Origin of the sequence: Corynebacterium sp. HMSC068H04, from assembly GCF_001811255.1 — a bacterium.
GTDB lineage: Bacteria > Actinomycetota > Actinomycetes > Mycobacteriales > Mycobacteriaceae > Corynebacterium > Corynebacterium hesseae.
Window position 1 is genome coordinate 1 of sequence record NZ_KV803988.1, and the last position, 12,502, is coordinate 12,502.

General features: G+C 60.5%; 10 protein-coding genes. 2 read left to right on the plus strand and 8 right to left on the minus strand.

Translation table 11 applies throughout. The annotated features are described in order from the left end of the window. Window positions 1-131: 131 nt before the first annotated feature. From HMPREF2792_RS05140 to HMPREF2792_RS05150, 3 genes are all read right to left on the minus strand, one after another. Window positions 132-767, minus strand: a complete 636-nt coding sequence (locus HMPREF2792_RS05140; RefSeq protein WP_070521255.1) for an MBL fold metallo-hydrolase — start codon at window positions 765-767, stop codon at window positions 132-134. Beyond that, window positions 768-1,919, minus strand: coding sequence for an S-(hydroxymethyl)mycothiol dehydrogenase (locus HMPREF2792_RS05145; protein ID WP_070531457.1), 1,152 nt, complete (start codon window positions 1,917-1,919; stop codon window positions 768-770). A gap of 63 nt (window positions 1,920-1,982) precedes the next feature. Continuing rightward, window positions 1,983-2,798, minus strand: a complete 816-nt coding sequence (locus HMPREF2792_RS05150; RefSeq protein ID WP_070521261.1) for a GDSL-type esterase/lipase family protein — start codon at window positions 2,796-2,798, stop codon at window positions 1,983-1,985. Window positions 2,799-2,967: 169 nt separating this feature from the next. On the opposite strand from HMPREF2792_RS05150, the gene HMPREF2792_RS05155 reads away from it, so the two are divergent. Further along, the gene (locus HMPREF2792_RS05155; RefSeq protein WP_070531460.1) at window positions 2,968-4,626 is read left to right on the plus strand and encodes an acyl-CoA synthetase; all 1,659 of its coding nucleotides are present in this window, start codon (window positions 2,968-2,970) and stop codon (window positions 4,624-4,626) included. Window positions 4,627-5,179: 553 nt separating this feature from the next. Here the strand turns inward: HMPREF2792_RS05155 and HMPREF2792_RS05160 are convergent. From HMPREF2792_RS05160 to HMPREF2792_RS05180, 5 genes are all read right to left on the minus strand, one after another. After that, window positions 5,180-5,644, minus strand: a complete 465-nt coding sequence (locus HMPREF2792_RS05160; RefSeq protein WP_144269132.1) for a hypothetical protein — start codon at window positions 5,642-5,644, stop codon at window positions 5,180-5,182. Window positions 5,645-5,706: 62 nt separating this feature from the next. Then, entirely contained in the window at window positions 5,707-7,845 is a 2,139-nt protein-coding gene (gene nagE / locus HMPREF2792_RS05165; protein WP_070531466.1) for an N-acetylglucosamine-specific PTS transporter subunit IIBC, read from the minus strand. A gap of 42 nt (window positions 7,846-7,887) precedes the next feature. After that, window positions 7,888-8,667, minus strand: coding sequence for a glucosamine-6-phosphate deaminase (gene nagB / locus HMPREF2792_RS05170; protein WP_070531469.1), 780 nt, complete (start codon window positions 8,665-8,667; stop codon window positions 7,888-7,890). A gap of 19 nt (window positions 8,668-8,686) precedes the next feature. After that, window positions 8,687-9,844 (minus strand): N-acetylglucosamine-6-phosphate deacetylase, encoded by a 1,158-nt coding sequence (locus HMPREF2792_RS05175; RefSeq protein ID WP_070531472.1) that lies wholly within the window; start codon window positions 9,842-9,844, stop codon window positions 8,687-8,689. A gap of 177 nt (window positions 9,845-10,021) precedes the next feature. Continuing rightward, entirely contained in the window at window positions 10,022-10,900 is an 879-nt protein-coding gene (locus HMPREF2792_RS05180) for an alpha/beta hydrolase family protein (protein WP_070531476.1), read from the minus strand. Window positions 10,901-11,146: 246 nt separating this feature from the next. Here HMPREF2792_RS05180 and HMPREF2792_RS05185 point away from each other — a divergent pair, with 246 nt between their 5' ends. After that, window positions 11,147-12,385, plus strand: a complete 1,239-nt coding sequence (locus HMPREF2792_RS05185; protein ID WP_046647863.1) for an MFS transporter — start codon at window positions 11,147-11,149, stop codon at window positions 12,383-12,385. Window positions 12,386-12,502 lie beyond the last annotated feature (117 nt).

The following is a 12,502-nucleotide window of genomic DNA, read 5'->3' on the forward strand; positions in this document are numbered from 1 at the left end:
CAACAACCATAAACCGCTAGAAGTGTCCAAGAACTCCACGGACTCCGTGTCCAAAAAGACACCGGACTCCGTGTCCAAAAACCCTATGGACATAACAGCCTAGAGCTAAGCTCTAGGCCAAGGTTTAAGAGTTAGTAACCGCGCGCGACGTACTCATCGATGCGCGCCGCCTCAGCACCAATGGTGGTCTCATCGCCGTGGCCCGGCAGGACGCGGGTCTCCGGCGGGAGGTTCAGCACGCGATTGCGCAGGGACTCGATGATGACATCGAAGTCGGAGTACTTGCGGCCGGTGGCGCCGGGCCCGCCGTTGAAGAGAGTATCGCCCGACAGAAGCGTGGCCTCATCCGCGATGTAGAGCACCACGCATCCCGGCGAGTGGCCCGGTGTGTGGAAGACCACGAAGTCGCTATCGCCCACGGTAAAGAGCTGGTTATCCTCCAGCGGAACGAAGGTCGCGTCCTCGTGCGTTTCCTCCCACAGGGGGCGGTCATCCGGGTGCAAGTAGATGGACACATCGAAGTGCTCAGCCACCTGGGGAGCGAGCTCGCAGTGGTCGTTGTGCGCGTGGGTGAGAATAACTCCCTTGACCGTGCGCTGGCCCACCTCTTCGATGACGCGCTCCGCGTCGTGGGAAGGATCGATGATGTAGCACTCGGCGTCGCTAGTCGCGCTACCTGCGGCCAGGATGTAGACGTTATTGTCCACGTCCCACTCGCCGCCGTCGAGGCGGAACTTTCCTGAAGTTACAAACTGTTCAATGATCATTTACAGCTCCACTACGGATCGAAGTACCTTGCCGGCCTTCATGGTAGCGAAGGCCTCTTCCACGTCGTCGAGACCAATGCGCTCGGTCACGAAATCCTTGAGCGGGAAGCGGCCCTGCAAGGAGAGGTCGACGTACATGGGGAAGTCACGCTCCGGCAGGCAGTCGCCATACCAGGAGGACTTGAGTGAACCGCCGCGGCCGAAGAAGTCGATGGCCGGGACGTCGAAGCGGCTGGTGAGGTTCGGCACGCCCACCATGACCATGCGGCCGGCCAGGTCGCGGGAGTAAAAGGCCTGGCGGGTGGTAACGGGAATGCCCACAGCGTCAATGGCCACGTCGGTGCCGAAGCCCTCGGTGAGCTCGCGGACGGCCTCAATGACCTCTTCTTCAGAATTGTCCTTCGCCGCAACGGTGTGGGTAGCGCCGAATTTCTTAGCCAGCTCCAGCTTGTCCGGGTCCAGGTCCACGGCGATGACCTTGGAAGCACCAGCCAACGCCGCACCGGCGATGGCCGCCATGCCCACGCCACCGCAGCCGAAGACCGCGACGGACTCGCCGCGCTTGACGTCCGCGGTATTCACCGCAGCGCCCAAACCGGCCATCACGCCACAGCCCAGCAGGCCCGCGGCGGCCGGATCCGCCTCCGGGTTGACCTTGGTGCACTGGCCTTCGTGGACCAGGGTCTTCTCGGCGAAGGAACCGATGCCGAGCGCCGGGGTGAGCTCAGTGCCGGCGTCCTTATCCCCGTCCGCGAGCGTCATCTTCGCGGACGCGTTGTGGGTGTTGAAGCAGTACTTCGGCTCGCCCTTCTTGCAAGCGCGGCACTCGCCGCACACCGCGCGCCAGTTCAGGACCACGAAGTCCCCGACCTCAACGTGGGTGACGGCATCGCCCACGCGCTCGACGACGCCCGCCGCCTCGTGCCCGAGCAGGAAGGGGAAGGCATCCTCAATATCGCCATCGCGGTAAGCCAGGTCGGTGTGGCAGACACCGCAGGCCTGGATCTTGACCACGACATCGTGCTCGCCCGGGGCGGGCACGACGATGTTGACGGTCTCGACGGGCTCGCCCTTCGCGCGCGCAATCACGCCGCGGACAACCTCCGCACCTTGCTGGGAGTTGTTTTCATTTACGTTTTCATTAACAGTCATGCTCGCGAGGGTACGCGAAAGGCCCGGGCGGCGTCGCCCGGGCCCAACAAGATTCAAATCCCTCTAGAAGCTAGCGAGGTGGTTGGCCACAAACTCGTGACCGCGAGCATTAATGTGCAGCGGCAGGTTGCCCGGCCCCGCGGAGAAGTCCACCAGACCCGCCCACAGGCGCTTGTCGGCGTCGGCACACATACCGCGATCCCAGGTCATTGGCTTCATGTCCACGAACTCGGTTCCAGTAGCGCGCGCCAGGTCCACCTGCATCCACTGCGCGACGTTTTCATAGCGCTGCACCATCGGCAGGGCCGTGGCGTCGGCCGGCTTCGGACCAAAGTGGATAAGGCAGTAGCGGTCGCCCGAGCCGATGGTCGGGTAACCCACAATCTGGATGCGTGCATTGGGGGCTGCCGCGCGGATCTTGTGAATCAGCGGCGCGTTGGCACCGACCCAGCGGGCGCGCAGGTCACCGTCGGAAAGCCCGGCGTTGTTGTACGTGTCGTTGAAACCGCTAGAGAAGAGCACGCGCTGCGTATCCCCGCTGAGCGCGCCGCGGCGAATAGCATCGTCGATCTGCGCGTTCACCTGCGGCCCCTGGGACATGGACACAGCACCAGAGCAGGAGAAATCCGCCACCGGCATACCCAGCTTGGCAGCGGTGCGCTTGGCGTAGTTATTGCCAGACGGGCAGTTCAGGCTCGGATTGCGCTGAGAAGAGCCCACCCGCGAGGCAAGGTAGGTATCAAGTTGCGGATCCGCCAGCACGGAATCACCAAAAGCGACGAGGTTTCGCTCGCCGGCAACTGCCTGCGGAGCTTGGGACAGGCCTACCGCCACGAGGAGGGAGGCGCAGAGAGCAGCGATGCGCTGAGTAGACTTCACGTGACTAATGTCCTTCCGAAAGAGTATGTTCTAGACCGAAACCATAATAGACTACGTTGACGGTCTAAGCTTATGTAACAATAGCAACACCTTTAACAGTTTGTAGTTTTAATTGTGGCGAGTCCGCCGTCTCCGTAACCTCTTCTCCCCTCCCCTCGATGAGAACCTTATGAAGCTTTCTGATGTAACCTTCCACGCCGCCGCCCTCGCGCGCTTTATCCCTTCGCTCTTCCGCGCCGGCCTCATTAGCCCCGCCGGCGGGCCACGGGCGGTGGCCCTGACTGCGCCGGTCCTCGCGCGTTACCGCTTCACCACCGCCCGCGAAGTAGAGCAGGCATACATGACCTGCCCGGAACGCCTGGCGCTTATCGACGACGACGGGGCCCTCACCTACCGCCAGCTGCGCGAAGAATCCCAAACCTTCGCGCGCTGGCTGCTGTTTTTGGGGCTGGAGGAGATTCGCCTCGGCGTGATGGCCCGCAATGGCCGCGGCATCATCACCCCGCTGGCTGCCAAGGGCTATGCGGGGGCACACATCTTTTTGCTCAACGTCGGTTCCTCCCCCGAGCAGCTTGCCGGGTGCATTGAGGAAAACCGCATCAACGTGCTCGTTATCGATGATGAATTCATCGACCGCCTCGACAGCTCTAGCACCATTGCTGGCCTGCACGTGGTGATTGGCCACGAGTCCGGTAAAGAGATCCCTACCGAGCTGGCGCAAGCGGCAACGCTGCGCAAGATCGTGGAGAATCCGCGGGACGTCGAGAAGCACAAGCTTCCCACTTGGCCCAAGCACGGGCATATCGTGCTGATGTCCTCCGGCACCACGGGCATCCCCAAGGGAATCATGCGCCCGGAACCGACGCTGCCGGTGGTGGTTGCGTCCATCGTGGATGCGGTGCCGTGGCGCGGGGACCAGAAGGTGCAGATGACCGCCTCCATCTTCCACACGTGGGGCTGGGCCTGCCTCAACATCGCGTTGGGCCTGCGCAATACCATCGTCACCCGCCGCGTCTTTGACCCGGCGGCCGCACTGGATGATATCCAGCGCTACCAGCTCGATGGTCTGCTTTCCTCCCCCGTCTTCTTCCGCCAGATGGTTGAGGTTGACCCGGATTCGGCCTTCGATACCTCGAGCCTGAAGTTCATTGCCTCCGCCGGGCATGCGCTCACCCCGGAGATCGTCAAGGAAACCCACGAGCGCTTCGGCCCGATTCTCTGCAATGTCTATGGCTCCACGGAGCTGGCGCTGGCATCGACGGCCAGCATGGAAGAGGTGGCCAAGGATCCCACCATCGGCGGCAAGATTGCCTCCGGCACTAAGCTGCGCATCCTCGATGAGGAGGGCAATGAGGTTCCGCGCGGTGAGGTCGGCGAGATCTACCTGACCAACTCCACCGCGCTCATTGGCTATACCAACCCGAAGATCCCGCTCAACAAGGTCGATGGCCTCATTTCCATCGGGGACTTGGGCTATATCGATCCCGAGGGCTACCTGCACGTGGTGGGCCGCGCGGATGACATGATCATCGTCGGCGGCGAGAACGTGCACCCGCAGTCGGTGACTGAGGTGCTCGAGGCCATGCCGGGCATCGCGGAGGTGCATGCCGGCGGCGTGGAGGATGAAACCACCTTCCAGCGCATCGCCGTGTGGGCGGTGACTACGCGGGACGCCCTCGGCAACGCCGTGACTGCCGACGCCATCCGCGCCTGGGTCCGCGAGAACCTCGCCGACCACTCCGTGCCGCGCGATGTCCACTTCCTGGACAAGCTGCCGCGCAATGCCACGGGCAAGGTGGTGCCGCGTCTGCTGCACGGCACCGACTAGCCCGCGCCTTCGCTCCAGATTTCCCGGCTGAAATAGGGCCTCCGAGCCCAAACTGCCCGAGTTGCCAAAACTAAGCTTGTTTCATGTGGCGGTTTCAAGTGGTGGATGCATCACTTGAATAGTTCATTTACAAAAAAGGGGCCGAGCTGCAGCAGCTGCGCTTGTTGTCCTAGGGGCCGTTTCAGTTGCAGTACCGTCTGCTTCGGCAGCCACTGTCACAGCCCAATGCCAGGTCATCAAAAATGGACTAGGGGGAGATATAGTCGGTCACGTATATGGCAATGCGCCAACTTTGAATGACGCCAAGAAAGATGCTAATAAATACGTTCCCAGCGGGCATTACAAGCGCCATTGCAGAGGGGTCGGCCAACATCCTTCTGGTTACTTTCCAGGAGGGGAGGAGGAATTAGAGGGGTCAGCTTTTAATCACATCATCGGCGACGACAAGGAAACTTATCGAGAAAGATTCTATATCAACGATTTCTCGCAATTTCCCTAGCCAACCCTTTCCTTATTTATTACCCGGCGCTCCGCGTAAGCGGAGCGCCTCACTCTATTTACCTGTAGAAACCGGCGAAGAAATAAGCTCCCTTACTCCAACACTACTGGGAAAAACATCAGCCTTTGCATATTCCTCATCCATTAGAAAAAATGACGCTAAAGGGGCCTCAGCCTTTGTAAAAAGCTCTTGTTCAGCAGAAACGATTGCCTCGCAAAGGTATAACCGTAAACTCTCAAAATCCTCGTTGGGCCTTTCAACCCTGAACTGAGTAATGAGATCTTTTTTCATCTCTTCGGAATCCACTTCAACTGGTTCGGAGCAAATAAAAAGTACGTCGACTCCAGGCAGGCGCGCTGCTTTACCCACTACTTGCGAATACGTTTTATATGCCGATTCCAGAACACACTGATCGGCCACGAAAAAAGTATCTAAAGCAAAAAATATACGCATTGTAATGCTTTCCAAAAAGATAAAGCTTGTCAACTCGCCTGCGGCGTGGAGCGAAGGTTTTGGCAACTAGGGCAGTTTTGGTGTCTGGGCTTTAGTCCCGCCGGCCCCTGAGGTGGGCCGGGGGCAGATTAGCTGCTGCGCTTGACGGTTGCAGCAACCTCGCCTGGCTGGGTATGGCCCTCGCGAGCGATGTCGACTCCGGCGACCTGCTTGGCCGTCGGGCACACCACCGGGGTGATGAGGTTGACGCCGCGCTCGCGCAGCTTCTGCGCCTCCACCGCGATGATCGGTGTGCCGGCGGTGACTGTATCGCCCTTCTTGGCCAGGGCCGTGAAACCTTCGCCCTTGAGCTCCACCGTGTCGATGCCGATGTGAATGAGCAGGTCCAGCCCATCCGCGGTCTTCATGCCGAAGGCGTGGCGGGTCTTGAAGACCATGGTGATGGTGCCGTCGACCGGGGCGCAGACGTCGAAGGCATCGACGGCATCAGGCATCACCGCGAAGCCTTCGCCCACCATACCCTGCGCAAAGGACGCATCCGGGACCTGGGAGAGCGCGACGACGTCACCGGCGAACGGGGCACGCACATCCACGTCAACGGCATCACCGTCAGCGGTATTACCGCTGACGCTCTGAGCGGAAGCGGCGCTGGCTCCAGCACCTGCAGCGCTCGCAGCACCCGCCGTGGCGAGGACCGGAGAACCGTGGCGCAGCTGGTGGCTGACCTCGTCATACATGAATTGCACGGCCGGACCCACGATGACCTGAACGCTCTTCTCCGAGGGGTGGATGACGCCGGAGACGGCGGCGCGTTTGATCACGGAGTCATCGACAAGCGCGCGCTCCTTTACGCCCACACGCAGGCGCGTGGTGCAGTAGTCCAGTGAGTCAATGTTGTCCTTGCCGCCGAGGCCCTCGATGATGCGCGCGGCATCACGAGCAGTCTTGTCATCGCCGGTAGCGGAATCCTCCATGGGGTCTGCTACCGCATCATCCTCACCGCGGCCCGGGGTCTTGAGGTTGAGCCAGCCGATGAGGAAGTAGAAGATGACGAAGTAAAGGAAGAAGAAGCCCACGCCCATGACCAGCAGCATGTACCACTTATTAGCCAGCGGGTTCTGCGAGGAGAGCAACATGTCCACGAAACCGGCGGAGAAACCGAAGCCGGCGGTCCACTCCATGGTGGAAGCGATGAAGACGGACAGGCCCATGAGCAGCGCATGCACCACGTAGAGCAGCGGAGCGACGAACATGAAGGAGAACTCCAGCGGCTCAGTCACGCCGGTGAAGAAGGAGGCTAGGGCACCAGCGGCCATCAGGGAACCAACGACCTTGCGCTTGCTCTTATCCGCGCGCAGGTACATGGCAAGTGCCGCGCCCGGCAGGCCGAACATCATGACTGGGAAGAAACCCGCCTGGTAGCGGCCGACGACACCCTCGACCGTGCACTGGCCGTTGGCCCAAATACCCGGGCAATCAGCGGCGGAAGTGGCGGCCGCGGCTGCCTCGATGGTCTTCTGACCGGCCTGGAAGTTGCCGATGTCATTGATACCGATGACATCGAACCAGAAGACGGAGTTCAGCGCGTGGTGCAGGCCAGTCGGGATGAGCAGGCGGTTAGCCACGCCGTAGATGCCGGCGCCCGCCGCGCCCAATCCCTGGATGGAGGTACCGAAGTTAAAGAGCGCGTTATAGATGAACGGCCACACGAAGTAGAGGATGCCGGAAATCACTATGGCGATGACGGCGGTAAGAATCGGCACGAGGCGCCGGCCTGAGAAGAAGGCCAGGAAGTCCGGCAGCTTGGTGCCGTGGAAGCGGTTATATACCCAGGCCGCCATGACGCCGGCGAGGATGCCGAAGAGGACGTTGCCGCCGCCCACGGCGTTCCAGCCTTCCGAGGCCCATTCCAGGGCCTCATCGCCGGTCAACGCGGTGGGGTCTTCGATGCCGCGGTAGCCTGCCACGGCCTCGGGGCCGAGCAGTTTCATAAACGTGGCGAAGGCCAGGAAGCCAGAGAGTGCCGCGGCACCGTTGGAATCCTTGGCCAGGCCGAAGGCAATGGCGATGGCGAAGATCCAGCCCAGGTTGGCCAGGACCGCATCGCCGGAGCTGATCAGCAGCTGGGCGGCGAGGTTATCCGGGCCAGCCGCGCTGGAAATCCAGTATCCAACGCCACTGAGGATCGCCGCGACGGGCAGCACCGCCACAGCGCCCATGAGGGCTTTTCCGAGCCGCTGCAGCGGCCCCATGACATCGATTTTCATGCGAGGAGTCCTTTCACACTAGTAAGGAATTAGATGGAGTTTTTAGAAAAAGAGTGGGCGGTGCGGACGGTGCTTGTCCGCGAAAACGTAGTACTCGCGGTCCTCCAGCTGGGAGGCGGCGGCTTCATCGAGGATCACCGTGGCGCGCTGGTGCCACTGCAGGATCGACGCGGGGCAGTGCGCGGAGAGCGGGCCTTCCACCATGGCGTGGACCGCGCTGGCCTTGTTGCTGCCAGTGGCCAACAAGAGCAGGTGGCGGGCCTCACTGATGGTGCCCAATCCTTGGGTCAGCACGTGGCGCGGGACCTCGTCTTCGTTGTCAAAGAAGCGGGCATTGTCCTGCACGGTTTGCGGGTGCAGCGTCTTGATGCGGGTGCGTGATTGCAGGGAGCTCGACGGCTCGTTGAAGCCGACGTGCCCGTTGGCCCCGATGCCCAGCAGCTGGATGTCCACGCCGCCGGCATCACGGATGGCCTTGTCATAGGTGGCCGCGGCGGTGGCGGGGTCATCGGAGTCACCAGCGGGGCTTTTTACCAGGTCATCATCGAAATCCACGTGGCTGGTGAATTCGCGGCGGATGGTGGAATAGTAGGACTGCTCGTGGGTACGCTCCAGCCCGATGTATTCATCGAGCAGGAATGCGCGGCTGCGGGCAAAGCTCACCTCGCCGCGCTCATGGCGCGTAATGAGCTCCTTGTACATCGCTACCGGGGTCGATCCTGTGGCCAGGCCCAAGGTGGCGCCGGCGTTGGCGTAGTGCGCGAAGATGTCAGCGGCCTCCACGGCCACTTCGGCCGGCGTGGAGCGGATGAGGATTTCCATGAGATGCCTTCCTGTGTGTTTAAGAGAGTGGGATGTCCGCGCCGTCGACGATGACGCGCACCGGTTGGTAGTGAGAGTTAAGGCCAACCAGGTTGGCGCGCGCGCCAACCGCGATTCGGCCTAGATTCGCTTCCCCCAGCACATCCGCGGCTGTAGTGGAGGTAAAACGAACTGCTTCCCCGAGGCCGTGGCGCGCGGCGAAGCTGGCGAATTGCTGGGACAAGGTAGAGGTGCCGCCCGCGATGGCGCCGCTGGGCACGCGCGCAACTCCCCCGCTCACGGTGACAGGCAGCGAACCCAGCTCATAGTCACCATCGGCCATGCCGGCCGCCGCCATGGCATCAGTGATGGCGAAGGCGCGGTGACTGTGAGCCATGTCCACGGCGCCGTCGACAAGATGCACACCATCTGCGATGAGCTCGACGGACACATCCCCCGCCTTCGCTGCGATGAGCAAGGCCGCTACCGGGCCCGGCGCGCGGTGGTGAATAGATGGCATGCCATTAAAGAGGTGCGTTCCGGTCACGGTCAGGCCGAGCTCCTTAGCCTTGGCGATAACGCTCAGCGTGGTGTCGTAATCGGCCTCGGTGTGGCCCAGGCTGGCAATGATGCCATGCTCCGCGCAGACGTCGAGCAGCTTGTCGACGTTCTCCGTTTCCGGCGCGAAAGTAATCGAACGCAGGTGGCCGCGGGCCGCGGCGATGACTGCGCGGAAGAAGTCCGGGTCACCGGGCACGATGCGCGAGGGGTCCTGCGCGCCGCACTTGGCTGCCGCGATGAAGGGGCCTTCCATGTGGATGCCGGCGATCTCGCCTTCTTCAGCCAGCTGGGCTAAAAGCTCCGCCCGGGCGCAGAGTTCTTCTTGCGTGCCGGAGACCAAGCTGGCCAGCAGCGTCGTGGTTCCGTGCGCGCGGTGGAAGCGGGCGGCGGCCAGGCACTGCTCGTAGTCGCCGTTGGGGAATCCCCCGCCGTTGCCGCCGTGGTTGTGCAGGTCCACGAAGCCGGGCACCCACAGCAACGCATCCGGGTCCCCGGCGCGCCAGGCGGCCTCGGCCTGGGGGACGTCGCCAAGCGCTATGCCCTCAATACTCTCTCCGAACGTGACGGCCCCAGCGCGCAGCTCGAAGTTTTCATCAATGTAGAGGCCCTCGACGTGGCCTTTCTCCTTTGTCTGCATGGTTCATTCGGTCCCGCTTGTACGGGCTGACGTGGCGCAGCCCGGTTGACAATTCACTTGAAATTTATCAGGGCTACCAATTTTTGTGAACCACACTTCCTCCGAAGGGGGTGTGTGAGCGCAGATGACTTTTAGCGCGTTAGGTGCACCGCGCGGAATGTCGAAAGGCCCGGCGAGCTACCAGCCGCGGGTGGCCACTCGGTCCCAAAGCGCGTTGCTCGCTAGCTCACCGGCGCCCGCTGGTGAGGTGCCAACGAACACGTCTCGCGCATCAGGATCATCAGCAAGAATGTAGCGGAACCACGCGGTGGCATAGCCGTCCCCGAACTCTAAAACGTCCTTGTGGTCCGCGCCTAGACGGCGGGCAATGATTGCCGGACCACCAGCTGATTCAAAGCTCTCCTGCAAGTCTGACCACGGGCTGACAAGCCAGCGGTCTGAACGGCCATCGCTCGTCATCAAGAACAACGGTGCCTCGACGCCCGCTGTGGTGTAGTCCCAGTCATTGGACTTTGCCACCTTGTGGGAGGCCGGGCTCGCCGTATACACAGCTGCTACCTCCGTGTGGGACGCTGCGTTGATAGCGCCCGCGCCGCCCTGTGAGTGTCCGAAAATACCGACCCGTGATCTGTCCACGCGAGAATCCAGTTCCGGTAAGCGCTCAATTAGGTGCACGACATTCTCCCCGGTTCCGGTTTGGGGAGTCTCATCGCCGACAACCACGAAGCCCCAACTAGCCAGGTGCTCCGCCACGGGCAGGTAGCTGCTCAGCGGCGTGTTCGTGCCATTAGCCATGACCGCCGCCGGAAACGGTCCCGCGCCTGTCGGTGCCGCGATGGTCACGTCGCCATCACGCCGCACGTCGACCTCGTGCGGCCCCTCGCCCGCAAACGACGCTTCCAGCGGGCCACCTGTCTCAGCGCTATATCCGGCAGCCACGCCGTCATCACCGGTCACGCTGTCTGCGTCCACCCACTGCATGAATCCCACAAACCCTACAAACGCCACCACAATCACGGCCACCACGGCAATCATGCCAACCACAAGCTTTTTCATGCTCTGTATTGTGTTTCGCACGAGAGCGAAGGTCACTAGCGCTAGCACTACTTTTTCCTGTACACAGTGCAAGAGCTGCCTCCGCTACGCCCTTGAAATGAGAGACTCACATCATTACCTTGTTGTATGTAATCGTCATCACATATGGGAGAAATAATGCTTACCTCCGAAACGCTTTCCGAAGTAGTCACAGTAGGAGGTTCAGGTCCGTTCAGCGGCCAGGGCAACGAAACAGTTGCAGCCTAAATGCATCCCCCTAGAAACAGTGGTGACGAAGGACTTTCATCTATCTACACCTTGACCGCCACATATTTTTTATTGTCAGTGTGCGGGTCAATGACCAGCCTCTCGATTTCACTCCACTTCGCCGAACTCAACAAAGGCGAACTGTTGGTGGCAAGCATCTTCATCTCGGGTACTTGCGCTCAAGTTTTTGCAGTCCCCTTTCTGGCCCCACTCTTCAACAAATTCAACAGCTATCACATTGCGCTTGCTGCACTCTTCTTAGATCTTCTGGGCCTGTTATCAATGGCAGCCTATCCAGAGCCATTGATCCTCATTGTCGGAAATCTCGTCACCGCATGCTTAAGCGGACTGTCAATTCCATCCATTTTCACCATCGCTGACTCTCAGGTCGGCGAAGGACAGCAGGCGAAAGCCTTCTCCCTCTTGGACACAGCCCGACTTGGCAGTGGATTCCTTGGACCACCTCTAGGTGGATTACTACTGGACCAAAGAAACCTGCAGACAGCGCTCTTCGTTGAAGCTTGCGCCGTTGGAGTCTCGCTACTTGCTTTTTATTTCCTTTATAAATCCTCGCCCCCGAAAACACTGCTTCATTCAGAAACCAAAGATTCTTCACCGAGTTTTCTCCAGAAGGTCCTCGAAGCACCTTCCCTTTTGCTGAAGAATAGAAGCGCTCGGTCCGCGTTAACCAGCATTTGGGGAGCAATTATCTGCACCTCGATTTTCAACGTTTCGCTTGTCTTCTATGCGACACAGACCCTCCACGTCAGCGGTACGTTATATGCCATCATTGCCCAAGCATTTATCGTGGGCCGCATCTTTGGCGCACGGCTTTCAGCTCGCCTTCACTCACAGAACGCTGGGAAAGTCCTGGCCGGGGCAGGATTCGCTATGGGGTGTTTCATAGCTTTACCTGGACTATTTCCCTCATTGTGGCTCTGCATCCCATGTTTCCTCCTGGGCGGAGTCTGCAATGCTGCTCAGGTGGCCGCACTACGCATAATCGTTGTCGGATCCGTACCTGATGAAGTGAAACCCAAAGCCCTTTCTACGATGGGTTCAATTAACAGCTCCGCAATGCTTATTGGATACATCATCGGGGCACCTGTTGTAAGTGCCATCGGCCCAGCTGCGGCCCTTGTCGTATCAGGGTTTGGCACCTCTATCCTCACTCTGGGGCCAATTCTGAAGACCACCATGTACGGTGCCTCCGGTGACCAAGACTACGACAACAAATAGCATTCAATTCTGTAGTAAATCTACTGTCAGATGCGAGTTTTTGGTACCGGTGTGTTCAGAAGACTGAAATGGTAGCGGTGTGGTGAGGGGCCTGACCCCCGGAAAGTAGACACGTCG